The sequence below is a fragment of the Streptomyces sp. P17 genome (genome assembly GCF_032436805.1).
GTDB lineage: Bacteria > Actinomycetota > Actinomycetes > Streptomycetales > Streptomycetaceae > Streptomyces.
On record NZ_JAVRBF010000027.1, the window covers coordinates 81,769 to 107,587 of the forward strand.

The following is a 25,819-nucleotide window of genomic DNA, read 5'->3' on the forward strand; positions in this document are numbered from 1 at the left end:
GGTCAGGGATAGCTCCACTTCACTTCCGCGCGCCCCGCAGAACATCCGTACACGGAGCACACGGCAGGTTCAACGCGCCGGGGAAGACCTCCGGCCCGACCCAAGGAATTGGCATGTCCTCAATCAATCGTCGTACCCGTGTCTCCCGGCGCACAGCCGTGGTGTTGGCCGGCGTGTCGGTCGTCGCGGCTGTCGCCGCCACGGCACCGAGCATGGCCAGTGCCGTGAGTGACAGCTCCAGCAGCACGCGGCACTCGGTCACCCGGACGCAGAACGCGGAGAGCGCCAGCACCGCCCCCAACCTGCGCGTCACGGCCGCCAACGGCGTCACCTACCAGTACCGTCGCTTCGGCCACCCTGGCGCCGGCAGCGTGCCCCTGGTCTTCCTGCAGCACTTCCGCGGCACCCTCGACAGCTGGGACCCCAAGCTCATCGACACCATCGCCGCCAAGCGCGAGGTCATCCTCGTCGACAACGTCGGCGTCGGCGGTTCCACCGGCACCACCCCCAGCACCGTGCAGCAGATGGCCTTGGATGCCATCGAGTTCATCGACGCCCTCAAGCTGCCTCGCTACGACGTGTTCGGGTTCTCCCTCGGCGGCGAGGTCGCCCAGGAGGTCGCGCTGCGCCGTCCCTGGCAGGTCCGCCGTGTCGTCCTGGCCGGGACCGGTCCCCAGGGTGGGGTGGACCAGCGCGCGTCCGACCCCAAGATCCTGGGCAGCGCGCTGAGCGACAACCCCGGCCCCGCCGACTACCTCTTCCTGTTCTTCAAGAACACCCCCTCCAGCCAGGCCGCGGGGAGGGAGTTCCTGCAGCGCCTCGGCCAGCGCACCACCGACCACGACGCCCCCTCCAGCCTGGCCACCCGTGACCGCCAGATGACCGCGTGGTCGGAGTGGGGCATCCCCGACAAGTCGAAGCTGGTGCGTCTGAAGGCTCTCTTCCAGCCCACCCTGGTCGCCGACGGGGAGAGCGACATGCTGATGCCCGCCAAGAACTCCCACCTGCTGGCCAAGTACCTCCCAAACGACCAGCTGCACATCTACCCGGACGCCGGCCACGGCTTCCTCTACCAGTACGCCGTCAAGTTCGGCACCGAGGTGAACACGTTCCTCGACCGCTGACCACACGTCCGCCGCGCGACGGTCGCCCGCACCGACAGGAACGGTGACCGCCGCGCGGCGGAGTTTCGGACCAGCTGTATCTTCTCGCGACAGAACAGGGAAATGACTTCCATCGAGAACTACACCGTCACCGTGCTGGACCGGCTGAAGGCGACCGGCAGCCGGGATGCGATCGTCTCCGGGACGCGCCGGATCAGCGGCACGGAGGCCGTCGACACGATTCTCCGGTACGCCGCAGCGCTGAGGGACACCAAGCTGGGGGACGGTGACGGGGTCGCCCTCTTCGTGAAGAACTCGCCCGAAGCTGTGCTGCTGATGCTGGCCGCGCACTTCGCGGGCTGTCGGCTGGTCTTCGTACCGCCCGAGCCCGGCAACAGCGAGCTGGAAGCCTTCATCCAACGCGCCCAGATCAAGGCGCTGTTCTTCGATCCCGCCTTCGAGGAGCGGGCCGGGCAGATCACCAGCCGCGTCGATGTCCCGCACGTCTTCAGTATCGGCCGGTCGTCGTCGGCGACGGACTTCCTCGCCGCCGTCCCGGACACCACCGACCTCGTGCCGCACAAGGCAGCCGACGGCCGCCATGTCGCGACGCTGCTCTACACCGCCGGCACCACCGGGACACCCAGGCTGGTCACGCACCGCAGCGGTTACTACGAGGCGCTGACCCGGGTGTCGGGCAGGTACGGCGACGAGGTCTCAGCCGAACCCAAGTGGCTCGTCTGCACATTGACGACGCACACCAGTGGCCACCTTGCCTTCCTCATCGGCACCTTGACCGGTGCCACAGTCATCCTGCTGAGGACATTCGACGCCGGCACCGCCCTGTCCGTGATGCGGAGCGAGCGGGTCACCTCGATGATGGCGGTGACGCCGATGCTGTACGAGCTTCTCGACCATCCGGACTGTCCCGCTGAGGGTTTCCCGTCGCTGAGAACCCTCTTCTATACCGGCGTGGCCGCGGCTCCCGCCCGGCTACGGCAGGCACTCGGACGTTTCGGTCCCGTGCTGTACCAGATCTACGGTGCCTCCGAGAACGGCCTGGTCGCCGAACTCACGCCGCAGGAACACGACCTGACCCGGCCCGACTCTCTGGCCAGCTGCGGGCGTCCGCGCCCCGGAGCCGAGGTCGAGCTGCGGGACACAGACGGCAGACCGGTGCCGGTCGGGCAGGTCGGTGAACTGTACGTGCGCAGCGGTACCGTCATGGAGGGCTACTGGAACGACCCTGAGCGCACGGCCGAAGTCCTGGGCGCCGACGGCTGGTTCCGCAGCGGTGACCTGGCCCGCCAGGATGACCAGGGGTACCTGTACCTGGTCGACCGGGTGAAGGACATCATCGTGACCGCGCGGACCGCCGGTAATGTCTACTCCCGCCTGCTCGACGATTTCCTGATCTCGCTCCCCGAGGTGAAAGACGCGGCCACCATCGGCCTGACCGGGGAGGACGGCGGAGAGAGGGTGCACGTGGTCCTCGTGCCGCAGGACCCTGCCCGTGTCCCGGACCCCGACGTGCTGACCCGCCAGATCACTCATGCGCTCGGGGACCTCTACGCCCCTGCCTCCTATTCGGTTGCCGCGGCCCTTCCCCAGACCGCGGTCGGCAAGACCGACAAGAAGGCCCTGCGCGCGGCTCTGCTGGCGGCCCAGCCGTAGGGCGCTGACGGCAGCGGTCGCCGCGAACTCGCGCTCGATCCACTGGAATCGAAGCAACCGTTTCCGCCGGTCCTCGGCATCCGCGCACTCCCATGCTCAGGAGAATCTCCGTGCCACCCCCCACACCCCCCACCACACGCTGGCCCGGAAGGCGGTGGAGACTGGCCGTCACGGCCGCGGTCACCGCGCTGTTCGGCCAGTTCCTCGCCGGAACCGGGGCCGCCGAGCCTGCGCGCACCCCGGCCCCGCAGGCCATCAACTGGCAGCCCTGCGCCGACGCGGACCCCGATTCGGGCACCTTCGAATGCGGCACCGTCAAGGTGCCCCTCGACTGGAACCGGCCCCGAGGCGAGACCGTCGACGTGGCGGTCGCCCGCCATCTGGCGGACGATCCGAAGAAGCGGATCGGCTCGCTGATGTTCAACCCCGGCGGCCCGGGCGCCTCCGGCGTCTCCTGGGCGATGGCCCCCTGGGTCTTCCCGGCCGAACTCACCTCCCGTTTCGACATCGTGGGCTTCGACCAGCGCGGCGTCCGCCGCAGCAAGCCCACGATGAAGTGCGACCGGGACCTGACCGATAGACAGAGGGCGCTGTCGTACCCGAAGAGCGCCGCCGCCTTCGCCGACCTGCGCGACGTCACCAAGGCGCTCGCCGACAGCTGCCGAGCTCTCACCGGGCCCCTCGTCGACCACATGGACACCCTGAGCGTGGTCCGCGACATGGACGCCGTCCGCGCGGGCCTCGGCGAGGAGCAGATCAGCTACTTCGGCTTCTCCTACGGCACCGGGGTCGGCCAGCAGTACGCCGAGACGTACCCGCACCGGATCCGCGCCATGGTGCTCGACTCGAACATGGACCACAGCCTCGATCCCTGGAGCTACCAGAAGACCGGGGCCGTGGACATGGAGGGGGCCTTCGGCCAGTTTGCCGACTGGTGCGAGCGGACCACGTCCTGCGCCCTGTACGGCCGTGACGTGCGTGGGTACGTCGACGCGCTCTACAAGCGGGCCGAAGCCGGTGACCTGGAGATGCCGGGCAAGCCGCCGAAGCCGTATACCGGCGCGGAACTGCAGGACCTGCTCGTCGGCGCCATGTACAGCCCGGCGGACTCCTGGTTCGGCCTCGCCGACGACCTGAACGCCTTCGAAAGCGGGGGCTCGGACACGACCGAGACCCCGCCGCCGGTGCAGGGCCAGGCAGGCTCGGACGCATACCTGCCAGTGATGTGCCAGGACTACTACCACGACGTGCCGTCGTACGCAGTCCTGGCCGGCTTCGAGAAGGAGCTGGCCCGAATCGCCCCGGTGACCCGGCTCAACGGGGTGGAGTGGACCGACCTGACCAACTGTCAGAACTGGCCGGCCGAGGTGGCCAACCCACCGCATCCGCTGCGGGTCCACGGCACCCCGAAGATCCTGGTCGTCAACAGCCGTTACGACGTGTCCACGCCGTACGCCTGGGGCGCCAACGTGGCCCGGCAGATGGGCCGTTCGGCCGTGCTCCTCACGTACGACGGCGTGGGCCACCAGGTCTACTGGCTGAGCCCCTGTGGTGCGGACGCGATCGACACGTACCTGACCACGCTGAAGACGCCGCCCGAGGGCACCCACTGCCCGGCCATCTGGCCGACCGGCGAAACACGCAAGCAGGCAACGAGCGACGGCCTGGCCAACCCACTGCCGGAGCTGCTGGATCAGGGCGCCCACCACTGACGCTGTGAGCGTACGAGAACCGCGTGTCCCGCGCCCCGCGGTGACCGACGAGACCGCAACTCGTTCGTACTCTGACCTCGCTGTTTCGGTTGGGTGCGGCGGAAAGCGCGCAAGTGCCTTCCCGACTTGGGACAAGCGGGTCAAGGTGAGGTGGGCGGCGTCGAAGCCCGTGATCACGTTCCGGGCTCCGCGTCACCCGTAGATGGCTTGAGCGGAGTCGCCGACCATGAAACAGCTGGGCATGACCGCGTTGGGCGGCGAAGACCCACTCCAGGACGGGGTTGGTGTCCTGGGCCTCGTCGTGGAGGAGGCGAACGGCATGGCTTCGTCGGCAAGTTGAGCGCGCTCGTCTGACCCCTCAAGCCTGCGGATAGGCGGTACGTCATGGGGTGTCAGGGTTCGGGCGCGGAAACGACAGGAGAAGCGCACGCGCCATGAGGCTCCAACGCACGGAGGCTCCGTTCCCCGGATGAGGGGAACGGAGCCTCGTGGCCGTTTCGGCAGGCCAAGCGGGGTCACGCCTGCTGTGCTACCACCCCTACGATGCTGGCCAGTTGGAGCGAAGGGCCGACCGGCTCACAACCAGGCGCCAAGATCGGCGCCCAGGCATGCTGTGCCGGGGCTCGAGTGGCTCTACGCCCCCGTCGGCCGGGGAGGCGTGTACGATCCGCAGCGACAGGCCGTGCAGGCAATAGGCCGCCGCGCCACCAGGCGCGACGGCCCATCGCTAGGCTCACCTTCGGTCAGTGCCCGTTGCCGAGCCACCGGTAACTCTCCGCGTCGCACCGGAGCAACCGAAGTCGGACCGGGACCGAACCGATTTGCATGGTCCGGTTCGTGATCTTCTGCTCCGCGGGTAGTTTCCTTACGCCAGAGTGTTGGCGGCCCGGAGTCATGACGGAGTCCTGGAGTCCGTCCCACGATCACGCCAGTCAGAGATTCGGCGGGTAGGACGCGATCCAGGGAGTATGCCCGCCGTCAGGGGTAGCCGTGCGACCCGCCACAAGATGCTCCGGAGCTGCGGCCTGCGCCGCGTGGACGTGGACGATGCCGAGCATGCTGGTTGCCGCGAGGGCAGTGCCAAGCACTGCCGCCGCCATTCGTTGTCCCCGTGAGATTCTTTTCATCAAGGTTCTCCTAAATCAGCAGGGATGGCGCGGGAGGAGGTTTCTTCCGCGTGTATGTCCAGTGGGTAAGCCGCAAGGCCGAGCCTGGGCTGACCCATCCGCCTTCAGGCGCGGACGTCAGTTGCGGGGATGGCCCCGCCGCGAGGGACGGCCCATCTGCCCGCCAAACCGGATCGATTCCACATGATCGACATGTCCAGACGGTAGGTACTGATGTCGTCGTCGGGGATCATCCCTGGGGCTCGACGGGTTCATCCCCCAGGGCGAACCAACCCGCTCCCGTAGGCCACGACGAAGGCCTGTATCCGGTCGCGAAGGGGTGGTTTGCTGAGGACGCGGGTCATGCGGGTCTTGGCTCCCGTGCTCTCGCTGAGGAACAGCTTCTCGGCGATCTCCACGCTGTTCAGCCCGCGGGCAATCAGCCCCAGCACCTCAGGCTCGCGGTCGGTCAGTACGTCGAGGTGTGCGTCGGTGAGCGGGGCGACGCCGGCCGCGACGTACCGGTCGGCTGAGATGCCGCTGCGCCCGCCCGGATGAGGTCCTCGGTCCGCTGGTAGCGGCTCATGACGCGCTCGGTGCGACAGTGGCAGCCGCACTACGCCACTCGCGCCAGCGTCGAAAGCACCATCGCCCGAGGGCTACGCCGCTGTGGCCTGCGCAGAACCCGCTACACCGGCCCGAACCAGACCCGCCTTCAACACGTGCTCACCGCCGCTGCCCTCAATCAACCTCATCCGAACCGACGCCTGGCGGACGGGGACACCGCACGCCAGCGTCTCCCGCTTCGGCCGCCTGAGCCGCGCAAAGACACCGCCGAATTCGCCAACCGCTTCAGCGGGGTGACATGGGCGGTGTTGCGGCTGGTGCCGACGACCTCGTAGCAGGCTTTCACCAGCGCGAGGGCGGCTGTCTTTCCGGTGCTGGAGGACGCACCCGGGCGATCGGGGGGCCGGTCGCCGATGACGGCCTGCTCAGGCCGACCCCGTCGGTCTGGCGATCTCCTACCCGTTTCATTGATGTATCAATTAATGTGAGAACAACAACATGAGTGAAGCTATTTATGGGTGATCCGTGACTTTCGCGTATCTTCTATAGAGACCAGGAACCGACGACGCGACAGGAGACAGTCATGGGCCGAGCACTGCGGGCTGATGCCGAGCGCAGTGTGCGCGCGATTCTGGAGGCGGCCGAGCGGGTCCTGGCCGAGGACGCCGGCGCCTCCATGGAGCAGATCGCCGAGGCGGCGGGGCTGACCAGGATCACTGTGCACCGCCGGTTCGCCAACCGGCAGGCGCTGCTGGAGGCGCTCGCCGTCTCCGCGAAACAGCAGCTCCTCGACGCCATCGCGGACGCGCGCCCCGACTCCGCTCCCGCGCTCGTCGCGCTCTACCGGGTGACCGCGAACGTGCTGCGGGTCAAGAGCTCATGGCGGTACACCCTCAGCCACGCCGCACCTCACACCGAAACCACAGCCGCGCTCTGGGAGGACATCAACGCCCGCACCCTCCGCCTCATCGCCCGGGTACAGAGCGAGGGGCTGATCGCACCGGGCGCGGACCTCAAGTGGACGCGGCAGGTGTACATCGCCCTCCTCAGCGAGGCCATCAACCGGCCTGACGCCGACCAGGACCCGGCCCTCCATGAGCCGGACGTCCTTGCCGCCCTCGTCATCGACACACTCCTGCACGGCGCGGGGCCACACGACTGAGCCCCACCCCGCGACCAAACCCGCCGCCAGACGCGCACCAGGCCCAGACGCCCGCAGCGGACGACGACAGCGCCCCGCGGCTGACCGTCATGAGCTGCGGAGCGGACAGCTCACCGCACACCAAGTCGCCTTACCGTCCGGAGCGGGCACCTGTGCCAGGGCGGTTCGCGTCGCCGACTCGGGAGTGTCATGAATGAGGCTCTGTTCCGTAGTCGGCCGACTACGAAACAGAGCCGAAGACCGTACAGACCCGGCCGCGCTGCCCGTACGACGCGGCGGCGCTACGCGCCTGGCAGCTTCTGTGGTGAACCAACGGAGCATCTCAGCGGAGGATGAGGAGAAGAGCGTTGCCGAGGCGTTAACGGTTCAGGTGGTTGAGGGCGCTGCCCCGTAGTTCTACATGTAGTAGGCGTAGCGGGTGGCGATGCGGGCCTCGGTCGGGACGTGTTTGAGGATGGAGCCGACTCGGTAGGCGGTGCGCAGGGTGAGGGGGTCGCGTTCGTCGAGTTGGGCGTTGTTCCAGTTCATCTTGGTCAGGGCGAGGATGTCGGTGGCGGCGGTCAGAAGATCTGTGCCGTGTGTTGCGGGCCGGATCAGCAGGGGCTGGGGGACGTACAGGCCGGGGTAGGTCCGGAAGTAGGGCACTGAGCCGCGGGTGTACAGGAGCAGGGAACGGGCGTCCAGTTGGACGCTGGTGCCGCGCAGCGGCGGGAGCTGCCCGGTGCGGTAGATGTGCGGGGCGCCGCGCCGCTGGATCCACAGCAGGTCGACATGGTCGATGTCGCGCTTGTCGGCTGCCTCGTGGAAGCCGTCGATCTCGCCGGTGGTGAAGTTCGAGGTCTTGTGTACGACGATGCGTGCGGGCTGGTGGCCGTGGCTGGTGCGGTACTCGGTCAGTGCGTCCAGCAGGAGTTGCCGGGCGTCGGGGAGCGTCAGGTGGGGCTGGCGGTCGGTTTTGGAGATCTGCGCGGTGCCGCCGCGGACGACGACGCCGTCGCCGCGTTCGTTGAACACCTGGGCGACGGCGGTGTGTAGCTCGTTTCCCTTCGTGCTGCGGTAGAAGCTGACCCCGACGTAGCAGGTGGCCAGGTCGGAGCTGTGGCGTTTCATGCGCCAGGGGGTTCCGCCGGCTTTGTAGTACAGGGCGGTGTGCAGGTTCCAGGCCCTGGTGGCCTCGTCCTGTAGCGGGCGGAGTGTTTGCCCGTTGGTCCTGGCCGGGATCCCGGTCCAGGTCTCCTTGCGCATCAGTTGCAGGGGAGCCGGCAGCGTGAGCGCGGTGGCCTTGAGCAGGTCGTGGAAATCGCCTCCGGTCTCTCGCTCGTCCTGGTCCTGTTCGCGTTCGGCCTTGCTCTCCTCCGACGGCGGCTGTTCTTCGCGGTCCTGGAGTTCTTCAGGGCGGGCGCAGATTACGACGCGGCAGCGTCCGGTCTCGGCCAGGGACCGGGCGGCGTCTGCGTACATCTCGACCGCGTCCTTGGTGACGGAGGCTGTGTTGGCGCGGGCCAGGCGGCGCAGTTGGCGTTCGGGGATCTCGCGGACGAGGGCGTCGTCGAAGACGAGCTCGGCGCCGAATGGGGAGTCGGTGCTGAAACCGGGGAACGGCTGGTGCAGGTTCTCCTGGCCGGGTTTGGTGTCCTTGGCCTCGATGTGGTTCTGGCAGCGCTGGAGCCAGCTTCGGATGCCGTCGACCGCATGGGCGGGGCCGACCAGAGCGATGGCGATCTGGCTGGGTCCGGTAGGGGAGTCAGCGTCGGCCGGGCCGAACACGCTGATGCCGTAGCGGGGATCGATGTGGCGGTTTCCAGCGCGGAACTCCAGTTCCGGCTCGTGCAGCACTGGTGCTTTCATTGCGGCAGCTCCCATAGTCCCTCTGCCAGCCCGTTCACGCTCGGTTTCGGGGCTGGTTCTTGCGGGATCCAGACGCTTTCGTCGATGGCGGCATCGCAGTCGAGCTTGAGGAGCTGGCCGAATCGGATGCGCTCATCTCGGCTTCTGAACAGGGTGTCGTCGCCTTGTAGATAGTCGGCCCAGGAGCGTACGAGCTGGTAGACGGCGTTGTTGCGTTCAAGCCGCTTGATCTTCTGGACGTACTCGGCGTCGTACAGGGAGTCGCGTCGGCCGTCGATGGTGAAGTGGTATGTGGGGTTGATCTCCAGGAACCACTGTTCGCTCCAGCGGCGGAAGTACAGGCTGGCGGCGTAGTGACGACAGAAGCTGATCTTGGTTGTGTCGTCCTTGCCGAAGTACGGGGTGAAGAAGGCGCGTCCGCGGCTGCCTCGGTAGCGGCCTTTGATCTTCCGGCTGGATCGGTCCGGCGGGGCCTGCATGTAGACCATCTTCTTCGTGGGATGCCAGACCAGCTCGGGGTGGTGGGCGGAGCGCAGGGTGAAGTTCAACAGGGAAACGAAGCGCCGCTGTAGATCCGGGTCCTCGGTGGTCGCCCAGTTCTGCGTCGGGATGGAGGTGACCGGTCCGTTGCACAGCACGGCGAGCGGGCCCTCGTCCAGTCGGCACAGCGAGAAGATCCGTCCGGCGGACAGGATGAAGCCGCTCTCGAACTGGTTGCCGTTCGAGCGCATCCGCTCCCAGGCATCGCCGCGGTCACGACATGGCGTGGACGCCTCGTGGATGAGCGGTGCGAAGCCCTCAATCGTGAGGAGGTTCGAGACCAGCTGTTCGCTTCCCTCAAGCCGTGGCAGCGGCTCTCCGGCAGGCACGCCCAGGGCCGACAGACGGCTGAAGGCATCGAGGTCGAAGCGGTCTGAGGCCTTGTCGAACTGAACGACGCGCCGTGCCTTGCGTTCAGGGTCGGCGAACCAGGTGTCGACGCGCTTCCACCACGCCTGCTGGACACGCAGATCCACGCAGATGAGCACGACCGGGCGGCCCAGCCGAAGCCAGTAGGCAATGTGGTCGGCCTTGCACGTGAACTTGAATTCGGTCGCGGTCTCGCCCCGAAACCCGACTTCTGTGCCCTTCACCTGGGCCAGGACGGCGACACCGGTGACTTCCCGGTCAGCGTCCACGAACTCGATCTGACCGTCGATGGCGAAGTCACGTTTGGTGTCGTTCCACACATGGCCGGCGTCGGAGACGGCCTTGTCGACGAATGCCTCGCCCCGGAACCCGGCCCGCTGCTGGACGCTGCGCTGCGGCATCCGATCAGTGCTCCGAGAAGGACACCGAAGTGTCCGCCGTAGCCCGGCCGGATCTGCGAGGCCGAGACCGCGCGTTGTTGTCCCACCCCATGCAGTGATCCTCCGTCGTTCACGCGCGGTCCAAGTCACTTCAGGATAGGAGGGACCACTGACAACGACCGGTACACGAATGCGGGAGGAGATCCCGAGGCTGGGCATCTGGACACTACGAGGCCGTCACTTACTTCGCCCAAAGTGCAGGGCATCGCGGGCCGGTGGTGTGATCACTGTTCTTCGGCCTTGGGCGAGGTGTGGTCGGGAGGGTAGCCCTTGGCGCGAAGGAAGGCGTCGAGCCCGATGGCGACGATGTCGCCGTGCTGGACACCGTAGTCCGCGTGGTACTGGCGGATGCGCCGCTGCAGTTGGAGAGCGTCGGGGACGGCGCAGTTGATCAGCTCACGACTGGCATGGCGGCCATTGATGACTAAGTGCGGCCGGGCGTGGTCAGGGGTGGGCTCAGCGGCCTTCGCTGGCCGCGTTCGCATCAAGGATCTTTGAGACCGGGCAGCCCCATGCCGCACCCGGTGTGTCGGGTCCGTAGAGCGTGAGCCCGCACGCCTGGAAGAACCCCTGCCGGCTGAGCGCGTCGTCGCCGTCCTGGGGGACCAGGGCCAGGAAGGTGTGGCCTGCTTCCTGGGCCCGGTGGGCGATCTCGGTGAGAAGCGCCCGGCCGACCCCGCTGCGGCGATCGGTATCAGCGACGGCCACGGTCAAGACGAACGTCTGCTCGCCGGGATGCGCCTCCCGGCCTTCGTCGTGTCCGAAGTCGCAATGGAGCTGGAACTCGGCGACCCCGACGACGGATCCGTGGTGTTCGGCCACGATGACGTCCAAGCCCTCGGGGTCGTAGAACCTGCCGTTTCCCAGATCGTTCGAGTACAGCAGGTCCTCCACCACCGAGTAGTCGACGTGGGTGATGTCACGGATGAGCGGCATGGACCGAGTATCCCCGGGCAGCAGCGTGTACTCGCTCTCATGGCAGGAAGTTGGCGGGCATTGCCCGCCACTGGATGTCGTGTGGTCTCGTTGGAGGAGGGCGTCGGCCACCGGTTCGCGGTTCGGGAGCGACACGACGTAGCGCGGCGGAGGCGAAGGTTCCATCCCTGCACCAGCGCAGCACCCGCGGATGGCAGCGGCGACCGGAGTTGTTGCCGCGACTGAGTGAGGGCGCCACTCGTAGCGGGGCGGGTGCGCCTTGTAGAGCCGGATGTGCCTCAGGAGCTGGAAATCCGGGTTTCTCTCCGGGAGGCACGGCGACCGTGCTGCAACTCACCCCCGGTTCTGCTGTATTGAACGGAAGGCATCGCCGAACGCGGTTACGCGCAGGCCTTCTACCGCCCTCGGTGGGCGCGCATAGGTGTCCCATGTTTCGGTGAAGCGGGCGTGCCGTGAGAGCGCTTGGACGGTCTTCGGGTCGTGCTGGCCTGGTCCGCCGAGTGTGGTGGTGTAAAACACCTTGAGATCGTGGAAACGGGTGCCTTCCGGTAGGCCGGCCAGGGCGACAACCCGTTGCCACTTTTCGTTGAAATCACTGCTCTGAACTGGCCTTCCGTATCGGTTCGTCACGATGAGGTCTTCGTCGATTGGCCCGACGTGCCGCCGAGCCCGACGCTTGCGCGCGGCGGATTGGGTGACGGGTTCCGGCTCGCTGAAGTGAGCCACATGGGTCGCCAAGCGTTCGATCAGGAAATGATCCACAGGCAGCGTCGCGTAACTGGCTTTGGTTTTGAGCGGTGCAGCTTTGCCGCGCTGACGCTGCTCTTGAACGTACAGGAGATCCTCCTGCCAACCGACGCGTGTCCGTGTCAGCCCCAGAGCCTCGCCGGCACGCAGTCCTGCGCACGCGCCGAGCCACACCAGGATTTCGTAGCGCGGCTCGATCGTCCGCATGGCAAGGGCTGCTGCGGCCACCTGTTTGGGGATGAGGGCGTCTCCACCGTCGTCGCTGATCTCGGGAAGCTCGATGCGGGACACGATGTTTGCGGGCAGCGGAATGTCTTCGTCCATCATGTAGTGGATGAGAATGCGCCAGGTCTTAAAAATCTGGACAATCGTGCGAGGGGATCTGAGGTTGGGTTTTTCTAGCAGATGATCCACGAAGGCCATGGAGTCGCTACGCCGTAGCGATTTCGGTATGCGATTGCCTGCGAACGGCAAGATGTGATTGCGAAGGTGACTCTCGTACGTATTGATCGTATTCGCTCTCTTTTTCTTCTTCCGCTTTCGGTCGATCATCTGCGCGCCGAAGAAGGCTACTCGCGCACTGTGTGCTGATTGGCTGCCTCTCGTCGTGGCCGCAGCCTCGGCGGTCAACTCGCCGAGCCGGTCGAGAGCTTCCTGCCATGTATCGAACGACTCTCTGCGCTCTTTTCCGAGGTGATCGACATGGCGAGCCTGCCAGCGGAGCCCTCGTTCGTGATCTGCTGATGGGTAAAGGGGGCGGTTTCTGGTCCCGCACTTGCATGGGCTGTCGCCCCGGTCTGGTTTCGGATATGACTTGTGCCATCGGTCGAATGGCAGGATTGGTCTGGCCATATATTCTCGTTCGTTGCTTGTGGGCTAGCGACCTCGTTGCCGCCGTGGTCTATCCGTTTGTGCCGAGCAGGTCGTACGAGTGATTGGGTCTCGTAACCGCCGGGCTGTTCCCGCGTGCTCACGTGCAAGATTTCCAGCCTGGGACTCGATTATGCACAGCTGTTCATGGTCTGGGGGAAGTCGTACCGGTCGAGTCGCTGTGTGCCAGCACGCGAACCATCACCAGACCCACGGCTCCTGTCCCTCGGTATGCAGATCCGGCGACTCCGCGAAGAGCGGGGCTACAGCCTGGAAGAACTCGCAGAGCGCAGTGGATTGAGCTTTCGCGGCCTCATCTACATTGAGCACGGTCAGCGCAGCCCCAGTGTGCTCACGCTCTTGGACATTGCAGCGGGGCTCGACGTGGAGCCGGGGGAACTCGTTAATCACATCACGCGGGAAGAATTCGGAAAATCAGAGCCCCGGTAATGCGGATCGGCGATCAAACGACCGTGTTTCTTCCAATGCTTCGATGAGTCCGTAAGATCTGCTGATCGGGCCCCGCGCAGGAGGTGCGCACGAACCCGTAGAGGCGTTCACTCCGCGCGGTGCCGACGCGCCCGCTGCGTAGGAGGCGCCCTGCTGTGGCACCTCCCGGTCGTGAGGGTCCGTCTCCCCCTTCCGGCTGTGCCGCAATGACGGTCGCGCACCGCTGTCTGGAGTTGGTGACCTGACGTGTCCATTTCCAGCCATGGGGAGGGATTCGTCTAACGAGGCACCAGTGTCGCGATGAATCGTATGATGCGTCAGAACCGCATGCGGGTGGGGCACTTGAGGCGGTTACAACCGCCTGTGTCGTCGAGGGCGCGGGCCTCATCGCTCGGGGGATGTCGGTGTACCTTGCCTGTCTGTATGCGGAAAACTTCCGGATCTTCGGCGCGGCGCCGCAGAAGGAAGGCGACAAGGACGCCAGCCTGAGCCTGGACTTCGGTCCCGCCACAAACGTCCTCGTCGGCGAGAACGACAGCGGCAAGACGGCCATCATCGACGCGATCCGCCTGTGCCTGCTGACGACCGCGGCTGACTTCTACCGCATCACACGCGACGACTTCCACGTCGGACCCGGCGGCCGCGCGGGCACTTTCAAGATCACATGCGGATTCAAGGACCTCACAACGGAAGAACAGGCCGTCTTCCTTGAGTTGCTCACCACGGACGTAGAGGGCAACGTCGCCCTCTACGTCACCGTCAAGGCGGAGTTGATGGACCCGCTGCGTCCCCACCGCGTCGCGATGACCACCCGCACCGGCCGCGATGGGCAGGGACCAGCCCTGGACGGTGCCGCACGTGAACTGCTGAAAGCCACCTACCTGCGGCCCCTGCGGGACGCCGAGGCGGAGTTGCGCTCCGGCCGCGGATCACGGCTGTCGCAAATCCTGGCCGGCTACCCAGCCATGCGCGCACAAGGTGAGGACGACTTCGACGAGGAGGACGACAGCGCCTCCACCCTGGTCGGCATCCTGCGCCGCGCGGAACGGCACATCAGCGACAACGAGGCCATCAAGACGGCCCGGGACGACATCAACACCGGTTACCTGCAGAAGTTCTCCATCGGCTCCGACGTCCTGCGCGGTGAGATCGGCGTTGCGGGTGATGCGACGCTCGCCCGCGCGCTGGAGCGGTTGGAGCTCACGCTGTTCGCGGGTACGGGGGAGTGGACCAGACACGGTCTGGGTTACAACAACGCCCTGTTCATGGCGGCTGAACTGCTCCTGCTCGGCAACAGCGTCATCGCGCCCCTGCTGCTGATCGAGGAACCCGAAGCCCACCTCCACCCGCAGCTGCAGACCCGCATCATGGACCTCCTGCGGGATCGCGCCGAGACCGCGAACACAGTGGAGACGCCGCCGGTCCAGGTCATCCTCACTACCCACAGCCCGAACCTGGCCTCGGCCATCCCGGTCGAACACCTCACCCTCGTCGCCCGCGGATCCACCTTCCGCCTGGCCCCGGGCCTGACCAAGCTGGATGAGGGCGACTACGCCTTCCTCACCCGCTTCCTCGATGTGACCAAGGCCAACCTGTTCTTCGCCCGCAGCGTCGCCATCGTCGAGGGCGACGCCGAAGCCATCGTTTTGCCCGCCCTCGCACAGGCGGTCGGCCGGTCGTTCAGCGAATGCGGCGTCAGCGTCGTCAATGTCGGCGGCGTCGGCCTCTTCCGCTACAGCCGGATCTTCCAGCGCGAGGGCGAGCAGATACCGGTCGCGGTGGCCTGCATCCGGGACCGGGACCTGGTTCCCGCCGGCACCTCCGCGGAGATGCGCAAGAAGCTGAAGTGTTCGGTGGAGATGACCAAGCAAGAGATCGACAAACACGTCGCAGGGTTGAAAGAGGAGGACAGCGGCCACGTACGCACCTTCGTCTCCGACCACTGGACGTTGGAGTACGACCTGGCCGCCGGTTCCTGGACCATGGCGACCCTGATGCACCAGGCCGTTCGTGCCGCTGTCGCCTCCAAGACCACCTGGCCCACCGCGGACAGACTCGCCGACCTGGACCGACTGGCGCAGGAGGAGGTCGAGAAGTGGCGAGAGAGTAACGTTCCCCTGGAAAAGGCGGCCTTGGACATTTATGAGCCGCTGCGCATGGGCCGGGGCAGTAAGCCGATCGCCGCCCATCACGCGGCCCGGCTGCTGCAGAGCACGCCCGTGACCGATGAAGACCTGCCGCCCTACCTCGTGGCCGCCTTCACGTACCTGTGCAGCGAGGTCTGAGCGATGACATCCCTCTATGCTCCCGACGCCTTCATCAAGGACAAGGTCGAGGCACTCGCACACCAACTCGGCCTCGACCTGCCCCACCGGGAACAGTGGAACTTCATCCAGAGCCTGGAATCCCTGGACCTCCAGGCAGCTCCCGGCTCGGGAAAGACCAGCCTGATCGGTCTGAAGCTCGCCCTCCTGGGCCAGGCATGGGCTTCGCCCACACGCGGCATCTGCGTCCTGTCCCACACCAACACAGCCAAGGACGAGATCACCCACCGCCTCACCGCCACACCCGCGGGACGCCGCCTGCTGCAGTACCCGCACTTCATCGGCACGATCCAGGCCTTCACCAACACCTACCTCGCCCTGCCGGCCCTACGATCCCGGGGCGTTGAAGTCCAGGTTGTCGACGACGACACCTACGCGGACGCCGCCCTGCGCATGCTGGAACGCCACCCCGCCTTCCGCACGCTGAACACCTCACTCGGCCATCGCCGCAACGGCCCCACACTCGTGGCCGAGGCCCGCTACGTGTGCGACGCCGGAAAACTCACCACGACGGCACCGGACGGCACCCAGCCGTTCACGTCGGACAGTCCCAGCGGCCGGCAATTCGCGGATCTCAAGGAAAAGCTCACCGAGCAGGGCATCTTCCGCTACCACGACATGTTCGCCCTCGCCGAGCACCACCTCTTCCACCACCCACAGCTGGCCCAAGCCGCAGCCCACCGCTTCCCCTTCGTCCTCCTGGACGAAATGCAGGACACCAGTGACCTCCAGCAACGCCTGCTCGACAAGGTCTTCGGCTCCCCGAGCACGGTCGTGCAGCGCGTGGGTGACATCAACCAGCGCATCTTCACCGACGGACCGAACGCCGCACAGCCTTCGTCGTTCCCCCTGCCGCGCGCTGCCCAACTGCCCGTCAGCCGCCGCTTCGGCAGCAAGATCGCAGCACTCGCCAGCGACCTCACGATCCACCGCCGCCAGCGCATCGACGGCGCCGGTCACGAGGGGACCATCGCCCTCCTGCTCTTCGACGACGACTCCGTCGCCGACGTCGTGCCGGCCTTCGAACGGATGGCAGCAGCCACGGTCCCCCGCCAGCTGCTGCTGGACAGCCCGCCCCGCGTCCTGGGCGCCCGCCTCACCCGCGGAGGCGCCAGGGCCTTCCCGCAATCCGTCTCCTGCTACGTGCCCGGCTTCACCACGGTGCCCAGCCAGGCAACCGGCAGCTTGATCACGGCGGCACGAGCCGCCCAGGCCCAGCGGCAATCCGGCGACAACCACGCCGCCGTGACTCTCTTGTGGAAGGCCATCCGTGACCTGGCCCGACTGGCCAGCTCAGGCGGCCTGCCCCCGCTGAGGCGACTGGACCGAGACCCCGCCACCGCCGGAGGCCGGACACGGCTGCTCCTGCACGACATGCTGACCAGCCCACTCGACAGCCATGCCGAATGGGCCGTTTTCACCGCCCGGCTTGTGCGGTTGCTGCCCGACCTGACCCAGACTCCCCTGAAAGGGGTCGCACGCCTCGCGGACCCCCTTGCTCACATTCCGTACGTTGCCCAACCAGCCCCCGCGCTGAAGGCGCCGACTGATACGGAGCAAGAGGTGGTGCTGTCCGTCGCAGGATCGATCCAGAGCGCCAAGGGCGAAACCCACGCGGCCACGCTCATCCTCGAATGCCTGGAACGCAGCGGCAAGAAGTACGACGTACACGAGGTCCTCGGACTCCTGAGCCGACAACAGGACGCCTCCAAGGCCCTGGTCACGATCCAGCGCGCGGCACAACTCGTCTTCGTGGGCGCCACCCGCCCCACCCACCTGCTCGCCTTCGCCGCGCACCGCACACGAGCCGAACCGCACATCGAGGCGATGACGGCTCGCGGCTGGTCGGTCCATGAGATCCACGCGCGCAAGGCGATCCCCACCGTGTGATTGGAGCTCAAGCACCTGCACTCCGAAGCGCGCTGCCGTGGTTCCGGTTCAGAAGTTGCATAGCCGACAGGCTCCGGCCTGCCTCGGCGCACCTTAGGCACGGCCTTGCCTGCTGCCCGGCTCGGAGGCTGAGTGGTGTGGCCAAAGTCGGCAATCGGGCTGGGTGGTTCAGTTTGATGCGCGAACTGCTGGATGCAGTGTAGGTTGGCTGCTGTGACTGAACAGCAGGATGTTATCGCGGAGTTCGGCGGTGCTGGGGTTCTGGGTGGCGCGCGCTGGGCGTACGTCTCGGCTACCGCTCGCGCGTTGGAAACCTACTCCGAGGATGACGGCCACGACGCGGCCTGGCTCGGCAACACCAGGTTCACGCTGTTCCGCAACCGGCTGGACCGTGTCTTCGCCTGCGAGCGCTACGCGGTGAGCTCCGGCGACGCCGATACTGACCTCGACCTGCTATATGCCGAACTGTCGGATCAGGACATCGACAGCATGCCGCGCCTGGATCCTGGCCTCGTCCGCCGTTCCAACCTCAACGGCAGCCCCGGCTGGGCATACGGGCAGCGGCGGTTTCTGCTTGCTTCGAGCGAGTTCGGCAAGCTCGACGAGCTCCCATGGCCTCAGAAGAGCCCTACGAAGCAGCGTGTCGCGCGTCAGCACAACCCGTCACCATCCCAGCCCTCGTTGTTCGACGGTCTCGCGCTGGAGGAAATTGCCGGCCTGGAGGCGCTCGAAGCCGAGGAGGACCTTGACCTTGCGACGTTCGTGGTCGGCCACAGCCTTGACTCGCTCAGCGGACAGGTCGAGCTGGTATTCGGCCGCCCCAGGCTGAATTCCGGCGGCGGACAGGCCTGGCACTGGCGCCAGGACCTCCTTGGCACCCCGCCGGCCGGAGGAGCCCGTCGTACTGATGGCGCGCCACTGCCCACTGGCCCGAACTCTGTCCCGGACGCCCCCGTGCGTCTGCGTCGCCCCGCGAGCGAACAGCGTGATATCCGTGCTAGTGGTGAGTGGTGAACCCTCGCACGTCTACGAACAACCGAACGGCCGACGTTGCTGCCTTCTTCGACGGGGCCCGCCTCACGCTGGCCCGGCACTTGGCAGGGCTGCGCAAGAGCGACCTTGCGGCGTTGGTCGACAAGAGTCCCACCGCCGTGGCGGGCTGGGAGTCCGGCGCCAAACGACCCACCGCTGCCACTGTGGCGCAGCTGGCAGTCAGCTTGTCGGTAGACCCCGGGTTCTTCGCGGTCCGACCGGATGATGTTGCCGCGCTCAGTACCACCCCGCACTTCCGGTCCTTGCGTTCCACGAGCCAGCTCGCCCGCGATCAGGCTTTCGCGTATGGCCAGTTGGCCGTGGATATCGCGAGCAGTTTGGAACGGCACGTTGAGTTTCCGGAGGCGGAGGTGCCGAGCTTCCCGGTCGCGGTCGATGATCGCGACGGGGACGGCCCGGAGCGAGCCGCGCAGCAGGTGCGCGGAGAGTGGGGGATTGGACACGGACCCGCCGGTCATCTTGTCCGGCTGCTGGAGAACCACGGCGTGCTGGTGGTCTTCAGCCCGCCGCAGGCGTCCTCGGTGGACGCCTACTCCTTCGACAGCCGGTTGAGGCCTGTCGTCGTGCTTAACCCGATCAAGCGGGACTACTACCGGCAGCGCTTCGATGTGGCCCATGAGCTGGGCCACCTGGTCATGCACAGCGATGCCGAGCCGGGCGGCAGGATCGTGGAGGAGCAGGCTCACCGCTTCGCCGCCGAGTTGCTGATGCCTGCCGAGCAGATCCGAGATCTGCTGCCCTCCAGCATGGGCGCCAACGCTTGGCGAACGCTTGCTCGTCTCAAGGAACAGTGGGGAGTGAGTATTCAGGCACTGCTGTATCGCGCTCGCTGGCTTGGACAACTCAGTGACGTCTCTTATCGCAATGCCATGACGACCATCTCGACCCGTGGCTGGCGTCGCAACGAACCAGGTCTGGTCAGTGTTATCGAGCAACCGTCGCTCCTGCCGAGAGCAGTGGAGCTGCTGACTCAAGAGGGCATCGACGAGGCACAGCTGATCGAGCAGTGCCGTGTGCCGCCAGACCTGTTCCATACCGTCACTTCGCGTACGCCACACCACGACTCGGCTACGTCGGCTGCGGCACGAACCGACACACAACCAACCGGCGGCCGGGTGGTGTCGCTGTTGGAACGACGCCAGGCAGGAAGGGAACTGGCGCGAAGGCGCTGAACTCGGTCAACCGGCGATGGTCAAGACGGCGGGCCGTGCCCATGGTTGCGGTAGGGCACCTCGTCGGGGTGCAGCCGTAACCGGGCCAGCCGCCAGGCTGTGTCCGGGGATATTTCGTGATCCCTGTTCTTGCGGATGCGGCGCGCGAGCAGGCTCGTGCGCGGGTCCAGTACCCAGCGCAGCAGACTGAGGTTCACTCCGCTTCCTCGGCGGCCGCGATCTCCTCGGCCAGGTGCCGGTGGCCGAGTGTGGTCATCGCGCTGCGCAGGATTTTCAGGAAGTCCTGCGCGTTGTCTTCAGTGAGCCTGGCGACGAACGTGTGCAGTGTCTGGGCGATGAGCACCCAGCGGGAATGCGGATGCCACTGATGGATCTGCCGAACCAGCTCTTCGGGATCGCTCCCCTCGGGTGGGCCGCCGATGCGGGAGGAGTGTTGGAGCAGCATGTACAGACGTGCCGCTGCTGGATTCGCGAGGAGTTCGTCGCGCAGGAACTCCACGCGGGCGCGAGCCTGACGGCGGTCCATCTCGTCGAGTTCGAACTCATGCCGGGCGCGTTCTATGAGGCGAGCGCGTTCCGCTGCGTCGTCGTCGACGCGCAGGGTCACGCTGACGTTGAGTAGTTCAATGCCGTCACGGTGGAGGGGCAGTTGGTCACGTAGCGTCGCTGCGAGTTCCTGTTCGGCGGCTGCGATGCGGAGCACTGAGTCGCTGGCCAGTTGCTTTTCCACCATGAGCCGTGCGACGCGGCTTGCTGCATGGCGGGCGTCCGGGGTAGTCGGACCCTGCGGTGAGTGACGCCATTCGACGCGGATGACTGCATCGAATGACAGGCCTGCATCACGGCTTTCCGGGCGGTCGTGGAAGACGGACTTCCACGACTGACGGGCCAGCTCGGAAGGGTTGTCGCGGCGCGTGCGGCGTCGCATCATGCAGGCTCTTCCTCGTTGCCGGCCTGAGTCAGGGCTTGCTGGAAGGTCTCGATGATGCCGTCGTCGAGTAGTTGCGTGAGCTGCGTGTACACGTCACGGTGGGCCAGCCCGGCAGACGGGAGCTCGATGCGGCCTGCCGATTGCTGGAGGGCGGCGGTCTTGGCCCATTGCCGTGCGATGGCCCGCAGCCGGTCGCGGGGGCTCTCGCCTGGCGTGTCGGTCTGCTCCGGGAGCTTCACCGCTGTGCTCAAGACCTTCAGCACGTCAGCGTGTATGTGGGGATGACTGAGCGCTGCGTCCAGCCACAGACGCACGACTGCTGATGCCTGGCCGTCCCGCTCGAATCCTTCCGTACCTTGAAGGAGCGCTCGCCAGCCGACGATCAGCTCGGCGACGGGAGCCGTGAATTCCGCCTCGTCGCTGTGGGGGAGCAGGGCTGGGAGCGTGGGAGCATCAGGGTGTGTCGACTCGGCCAGGGCCCTGAATGCTTCCTGCCCGGCTACCAGCTTGGTCCCACCATCCCTGCACCAGTCGATGACGTAGCCGAAGAGAGTCCGACGCGCGCTGGGATCGCTCCACAGGCCGTGCACGGCTTTTTGTAGGGCTTGGCGTACTTCCGGGTCTTCTGAGCCGGCTGCGTGGCGCAGCCGCCGCAGCGCCTTGCCGGTGTGGAGGACGCCGAACTCCCCGGCGCATACCTCTACGGTGGCCAGCTGTTGGGCTGCGTTGTCGGTCCTGGCCCACTGCAGCAGCATTTCGTGGATGTAGGAGGCGCTGGCGGTCTGCAGGCAGGCTGACGTGAGGAGTTCCACGGCCGTTGTCCAGAGCGGGGTGTTGTGCCAGCGCCGGACCAACTCGCGCAGGGGTTCTTGGCGGCGGTGACGTACAGCCCACCGCAGGGCGAAGCTCCCGATGCGCTCAGCCATCGTCTGTCGTTCTGCGTCAGTGAGCGTTTCCAGCGCGGACTTGGGCTTCTTCAAGGGGGCGTCGGCCAGCCACTCCAGGAATTTCACCCGCGACAGGGGCCGATCGACCCAGAAGTACTCCAGTGCCGCGTCGTCCCACTCGGGGCGGTTGAAGGTGACGGTGTCGTCTGCCTGCAGTTCGGCCTCGATTGAGTCGACCATCTCGATGACGCCGGCTTCCTGCTGTCCCTTCAGGGATGGGTCACCGTCCCCGAAGACGGATGCCAGGTCAGCCGTGCTGGCGTAGACGTGCGCAACGGACGCTCCACGCAGGGTGGCGCAGGCCAGCAAGAAGTTGCGTTGGAAGCTGGTGCGGCCGGGCTCCTTGTGCCAAGTCAGAAGCTGAGGACGCCAGTTGTTACGGGCCGCAATTACGCTGAGGACCTGTCGGTCGAACGGCGTGTCGCCGCCGTTCTTCCGTTTACGTGCCAGCGCCTCCAGGTTGGGCAGGTTGCTGTCGCTGGCATGGTGCGCGTCCAGAATGAGGCTGACGATCTCCAGGGCCTCGACCGGTGGCTGCCCGTTCAGCAAGGCGACGATGTCGTCATCGGCCAACCATCGGTCGACCGGCAGATCAGGTGGCCCCTCCGCGCCTAACCACTTGCGGGCGATTTCCAACGACGACGGCACCCCCAAGGAGGGTTTGATCCCGTCAGGTGCTCCACCGCCCACGCGGCGCCACTGCTCCGGTGTGGTCAGCACCACGAGCCGGGCACTGCGACGTTTCAGCGTGTACTGCAAACGCTCGATCGTTGCACCGAACGTCTTGGCTATCTTGAAGCCTTCCTCGTCAGGCGGGAGTTCGAGCAGGTAGCCGCGGTTCTCCGCCTGCGGCAGGCGGCGCAAGGGGAACTCCAGACCACCGCCGAATCCGAGCGGCCCTACCCGCACGGCCGGGAATTCATGACGCAATTGCGCGAGGAGCGCGCACGCGGTAGTTGTGCGCCCTGTGCCAGGCTTCTGGGCGAGTACCACGACAGATCCGGGGTTCTTCCACCGCTGATAGATGTCGTCGAACGAGTCACCTCCCTCCGGGCGCACATAAACAGTGCGGAGTGCATCGAGGTAGGTGTCCGAAAACTCATTGTGGTCAAGCGGGTTTTCGAAGCTAGCCGTGACTTTCAGGGCGTTCATTTCGCCCAGGTTGAGCAGGGCCATCTGCCGGAGACGCTTAACCGCCTCGGTGTCCAGAAGGTATTTGAGGCGCTCCTGCAGCTCCTCATCCAGTTGCTCATCCGCGTCCGGCGGTACCCTGTTCGGCGTCAGCGATGTGTCCGTGGATGTGAAAGAGCCGGTCTCGCCCCAGCGCGGGCCTTCGGACCGCTGGCCGTTCGCGTGAGGTGGCCTCAGCCCATAGTCCTGCCGATCGTTCACCCATACCCCCGTGGTGTGCCGCCCGGCTCCCACTCAGACTGCGAGAGCTATCCGAGCGTGCCGTCGATTTCGAGTGCAGTGACCTCGCCGCCCTGGCGCACAACTCTGGTCCGCTGTTCGATGTCGGCTGACGCTTCGGCGGTCACCCGTCCAACCTTGACTGCCCGGGCCACCCCGTCTGCCTCGACTTCGTCAAGGATCTGCCTGACTCTCACGCCCGGCGCAGAACGCCGTTCGCCCATGAAGGACAGAGGCTGTCCGTAGATCGCCTCCAGGTCGTCGCGCAGTTCACTCATCGCTTGCAGCAGGTGCTCGTCATCGTGTCGAATCAGAGCGGGGTTGCGGTGGTAGACGGCCAATTCCCGGGCCACAGCTTCCAGCCGGCGAATCCGCTGCTCGGTCAGCTCCTCGTCGTGGATGAGCAGGGGAGCTTCCGGTTCAACCAGGACTGGGCAGGTCACCGGCTCGGTCGAGGCCGCGGTGTCATTTCCGCTACGGCGGTCGAGTACAGCACCGAGGCGGCCAAAGAGAAACGCGAATATCTGAGGCATGGCTGACGTGGCCACTGTCGCGAGCGACAGCTGATCTCCCATTGAATCCCCCCGACGGTGAACTTAGGTCACGGCAAGGCCGCAAGATCCCACAAGGCTACGAGCGTCCAGGAGGCGGAGACAAAGGCGTATTCCCGCCAAACATGCAGCTGCCATATTCGGTCAGGCGAATTCGTGCCCCCGGAGGCGGAATTCAATTCGCACGGGTGTTCCTGATTTGTGGCGGGAGTCAAGTACTGAGTCACCTGAGGTTGAAATTCCCCGACGGCGGCACGCCCGGTGGGTGCACTTCGAGAAGCGGAACATGGGCAACAATGGTGCAAGCGATCCTCAATGAATGGCGCAAATGGCGCATCGTAGCCGCCGACTTGCAGGGTGCGGTCATGGGGATGAGAGATCGGGATCGGGTGGGTAGCCTTTTTCCCGGAGCCAGGTGTCGAGGGCCAGGGCGACGATGTCTCCGTGGGCGATGTCGGTCTCGGCGTTGTAGCGGCGGATGCGTCGCTGGAGCTGGAGGACATCGGGGACGGCGTAGTTGAGTTGTCCGCGTTTGGTGTGCCGGTTGCTGATGATGTCGAGCGTGTCCGGGTGGGGCGTGAGAGCGTCGTCGGCTGGCTGGAACTCGGTGTCGAGAGCGTCGGCGATTTCACGTAGTAGGCGTGCGTGACGGGAGTGATTGGGCACGAGAGCTGCTCCGGTTGATCCTCCTAGGCGGATAGCTATCCGCCTATTGGGCTATTGGAATAGTCGGCAGGGAAGGTGGCCGCGTCCTGGCGTGGATGCGGCCACCTTGTGTGCTGCGGTCGTGTTCAGAAGCCGCGGGCGGTAAGCCACTCATCCAGCGCGACCGAGACGATGTCGCCGATGGGCAGGTGATCGAGTTCGTTGTCGAGCGCGAAGCGCTTGATCCGCTTCTTCAGCTTCAGTGCAGCGGGGACCGACGAGTCGAGGCTCTCGCGCGCGATGATGCGCTGGTTGAGAACGACGGCGGCGTCGGGAACGTCCGAGGGGCGACCGGGCCCGTGCGCATACGGCGTACCCTCGCTGGGCGCCTCCTGCGGTCGAGCGCTCTGTTCCTGGTATCCCGGGCCCTCGGTCCTCACCGGGAACGTCCTGCCGCCTGACATCGGAGGAACTGCCGGGCGAATGGCCACCTCGGCAGCCGGGACCACAGGCTGGGCCTGCTGCTCCACCGGCTCGCCAACGGCCCCGGCCCCCGCTTCTGGGGCGACGACGGCCGGGCGAACCGGCTGACTCGCGGCCGGCTCCGGCACGGGGCCGCTCCGCGTGACCTCAACGGTCGGCTGGGCAGAGGGCTCCGCCACTTCCGGGGCCGTCTCGGTCCGGCCTCGTGCCGACTGCCCGATGGGAACCGTCGAAGGAGCGGGCTGAACCTGCGGCTCGCCGACAGGGGGACGGCCTTCGCCCTGGGCGGCGGCCTCTTCAGCAGCGAACTGCTCGGGGGTGAGCTCAGCGGCCGGGGGAGGAGGCGGGGCCGCCTTCCTGGCCCCGCCCAGCGTGCGACCGGCGCGGCGGGCCGGGGGCTTCATACGCTCGGTCATGCCGTCAGCTCCTTCATCAGTTCGGCGTACTCGCTCAGCTCGGTCGGGATCTCGCCGAAGGCCTCCATGTAGTGCACCCAGGAATGGATGACGGTCTCGGCGAGCGGGAACGGCTCGTCGCGGTCCGGGCCGATGCCCTCACCCTCGGCGGGCTCCAGGAGCCTGTCCTTCGCGTTGCGGGGCAGGCTGGTGCGGTCGTCGGCCTTGACCAGCACGACGTGGGCGGTGACGCCGCGGTCGTTGCGGGCGGCGGCGCGCTCGGCCTCGTCGAAGGTGGCCACGAGCTTGCGGCGCTCGATCTTGGTGGGGGCAACCGGCACGAGCAGCAGGTTCGCCTCGGTAACAGCCTCGTGGAACAGCTTCGCGCTCCCGCCGCCGGCGTCGACCACGATCGCTCCGAACTCGGCACGCTTCTCACGGATGTACTCGGCGATGTCATCGAACGGGTACCGCTCGACCACCAGGTTCTCCGG

At 66.4% G+C, this 25,819-nt stretch carries 23 protein-coding genes; 10 read left to right on the forward strand and 13 right to left on the reverse strand.

Going from position 1 to position 25,819, the window contains the following annotated elements; genetic code table 11:
- Window positions 1-113 precede the first annotated feature (113 nt).
- The 3 genes from RMT89_RS19195 (at window position 114) to RMT89_RS19205 (ending at window position 4,489) form a co-directional block, all read left to right on the forward strand.
- Complete coding sequence (locus tag RMT89_RS19195) at window positions 114-1,124, forward strand: alpha/beta hydrolase (RefSeq protein WP_315884957.1); 1,011 nt, start codon at window positions 114-116, stop codon at window positions 1,122-1,124.
- Between the two features lie 102 nt (window positions 1,125-1,226).
- On the forward strand, window positions 1,227-2,777 hold the full coding sequence (locus RMT89_RS19200) for an AMP-binding protein (protein WP_315884958.1): 1,551 nt from the start codon (window positions 1,227-1,229) through the stop codon (window positions 2,775-2,777).
- 110 nt (window positions 2,778-2,887) lie between these two features.
- The gene (locus tag RMT89_RS19205; protein ID WP_315884959.1) at window positions 2,888-4,489 is read left to right on the forward strand and encodes an alpha/beta hydrolase; all 1,602 of its coding nucleotides are present in this window, start codon (window positions 2,888-2,890) and stop codon (window positions 4,487-4,489) included.
- Between the two features lie 1,378 nt (window positions 4,490-5,867).
- Here RMT89_RS19205 and RMT89_RS19215 read toward each other — a convergent pair.
- Window positions 5,868-6,212 (reverse strand): helix-turn-helix transcriptional regulator, encoded by a 345-nt coding sequence (locus tag RMT89_RS19215; protein WP_315884960.1) that lies wholly within the window; start codon window positions 6,210-6,212, stop codon window positions 5,868-5,870.
- Between RMT89_RS19215 and RMT89_RS45990 the strand changes: the two genes are divergently transcribed.
- Window positions 6,180-6,497 carry a transposase gene (locus tag RMT89_RS45990; protein ID WP_399498428.1) on the forward strand — a complete coding sequence of 106 codons (318 nt, stop codon included), beginning with the start codon at window positions 6,180-6,182 and terminating at the stop codon, window positions 6,495-6,497. The genes RMT89_RS19215 and RMT89_RS45990 overlap by 33 nt on opposite strands.
- A 248-nt stretch (window positions 6,498-6,745) precedes the next feature.
- Window positions 6,746-7,324, forward strand: coding sequence for a helix-turn-helix domain-containing protein (locus RMT89_RS19225; protein WP_315884961.1), 579 nt, complete (start codon window positions 6,746-6,748; stop codon window positions 7,322-7,324).
- 396 nt (window positions 7,325-7,720) lie between these two features.
- On the opposite strand, the gene RMT89_RS19230 is transcribed toward RMT89_RS19225, so the two are convergent.
- The 5 genes from RMT89_RS19230 to RMT89_RS19250 form a co-directional block, all read right to left on the reverse strand.
- Complete coding sequence (locus tag RMT89_RS19230) at window positions 7,721-9,172, reverse strand: hypothetical protein (RefSeq protein WP_315884962.1); 1,452 nt, start codon at window positions 9,170-9,172, stop codon at window positions 7,721-7,723.
- Entirely contained in the window at window positions 9,169-10,680 is a 1,512-nt protein-coding gene (locus RMT89_RS19235; protein WP_315884963.1) for a DUF4365 domain-containing protein, read from the reverse strand. Before RMT89_RS19235 ends, RMT89_RS19230 begins: the two co-directional genes overlap by 4 nt.
- Window positions 10,681-10,745: 65 nt before the next feature.
- Window positions 10,746-11,006 carry a hypothetical protein gene (locus RMT89_RS19240; protein WP_315884964.1) on the reverse strand — a complete coding sequence of 87 codons (261 nt, stop codon included), beginning with the start codon at window positions 11,004-11,006 and terminating at the stop codon, window positions 10,746-10,748.
- Entirely contained in the window at window positions 10,978-11,457 is a 480-nt protein-coding gene (locus tag RMT89_RS19245; protein ID WP_315884965.1) for a GNAT family N-acetyltransferase, read from the reverse strand. The genes RMT89_RS19240 and RMT89_RS19245 overlap by 29 nt, the downstream gene beginning before the upstream one ends.
- Window positions 11,458-11,790: 333 nt before the next feature.
- A complete protein-coding gene (locus tag RMT89_RS19250; protein ID WP_315884966.1) occupies window positions 11,791-12,834 on the reverse strand; it encodes a tyrosine-type recombinase/integrase in 1,044 nt (347 codons plus the stop codon).
- A 471-nt stretch (window positions 12,835-13,305) separates the two neighbouring features.
- Between RMT89_RS19250 and RMT89_RS19255 the strand changes: the two genes are divergently transcribed.
- The 5 genes from RMT89_RS19255 to RMT89_RS19275 all read left to right on the forward strand — a co-directional run bounded on the left by RMT89_RS19255 (window position 13,306) and on the right by RMT89_RS19275 (window position 19,963).
- A complete protein-coding gene (locus tag RMT89_RS19255) occupies window positions 13,306-13,524 on the forward strand; it encodes a helix-turn-helix transcriptional regulator (RefSeq protein ID WP_315884967.1) in 219 nt (72 codons plus the stop codon).
- Between the two features lie 398 nt (window positions 13,525-13,922).
- On the forward strand, window positions 13,923-15,809 hold the full coding sequence (locus tag RMT89_RS19260) for an AAA family ATPase (RefSeq protein ID WP_315884968.1): 1,887 nt from the start codon (window positions 13,923-13,925) through the stop codon (window positions 15,807-15,809).
- A gap of 3 nt (window positions 15,810-15,812) precedes the next feature.
- A complete protein-coding gene (locus RMT89_RS19265; protein ID WP_315884969.1) occupies window positions 15,813-17,738 on the forward strand; it encodes a UvrD-helicase domain-containing protein in 1,926 nt (641 codons plus the stop codon).
- A 213-nt stretch (window positions 17,739-17,951) separates the two neighbouring features.
- A complete protein-coding gene (locus tag RMT89_RS19270; RefSeq protein WP_315884970.1) occupies window positions 17,952-18,752 on the forward strand; it encodes a hypothetical protein in 801 nt (266 codons plus the stop codon).
- Window positions 18,749-19,963 (forward strand): XRE family transcriptional regulator, encoded by a 1,215-nt coding sequence (locus RMT89_RS19275; RefSeq protein WP_315884971.1) that lies wholly within the window; start codon window positions 18,749-18,751, stop codon window positions 19,961-19,963. Before RMT89_RS19270 ends, RMT89_RS19275 begins: the two co-directional genes overlap by 4 nt.
- A gap of 20 nt (window positions 19,964-19,983) precedes the next feature.
- On the opposite strand, the gene RMT89_RS19280 is transcribed toward RMT89_RS19275, so the two are convergent.
- From RMT89_RS19280 to RMT89_RS19310, 7 genes are all read right to left on the reverse strand, one after another.
- On the reverse strand, window positions 19,984-20,160 hold the full coding sequence (locus tag RMT89_RS19280) for a hypothetical protein (RefSeq protein WP_315884972.1): 177 nt from the start codon (window positions 20,158-20,160) through the stop codon (window positions 19,984-19,986).
- Window positions 20,157-20,894, reverse strand: a complete 738-nt coding sequence (locus tag RMT89_RS19285) for a hypothetical protein (protein ID WP_315884973.1) — start codon at window positions 20,892-20,894, stop codon at window positions 20,157-20,159. Before RMT89_RS19285 ends, RMT89_RS19280 begins: the two co-directional genes overlap by 4 nt.
- Window positions 20,891-23,233, reverse strand: a complete 2,343-nt coding sequence (locus RMT89_RS19290; RefSeq protein WP_315884974.1) for a hypothetical protein — start codon at window positions 23,231-23,233, stop codon at window positions 20,891-20,893. Before RMT89_RS19290 ends, RMT89_RS19285 begins: the two co-directional genes overlap by 4 nt.
- 47 nt (window positions 23,234-23,280) lie before the next feature.
- Window positions 23,281-23,826, reverse strand: coding sequence for a hypothetical protein (locus tag RMT89_RS19295; RefSeq protein WP_315884975.1), 546 nt, complete (start codon window positions 23,824-23,826; stop codon window positions 23,281-23,283).
- Between the two features lie 339 nt (window positions 23,827-24,165).
- Window positions 24,166-24,468, reverse strand: coding sequence for a hypothetical protein (locus tag RMT89_RS19300; protein WP_315884976.1), 303 nt, complete (start codon window positions 24,466-24,468; stop codon window positions 24,166-24,168).
- Window positions 24,469-24,593: 125 nt separating this feature from the next.
- A complete protein-coding gene (locus RMT89_RS19305; protein ID WP_315884977.1) occupies window positions 24,594-25,346 on the reverse strand; it encodes a hypothetical protein in 753 nt (250 codons plus the stop codon).
- A partial coding sequence (locus RMT89_RS19310; protein WP_315884978.1) for a ParA family protein occupies window positions 25,343-25,819 on the reverse strand: 477 nt, incomplete at its 5' end. The genes RMT89_RS19305 and RMT89_RS19310, both read right to left, overlap by 4 nt.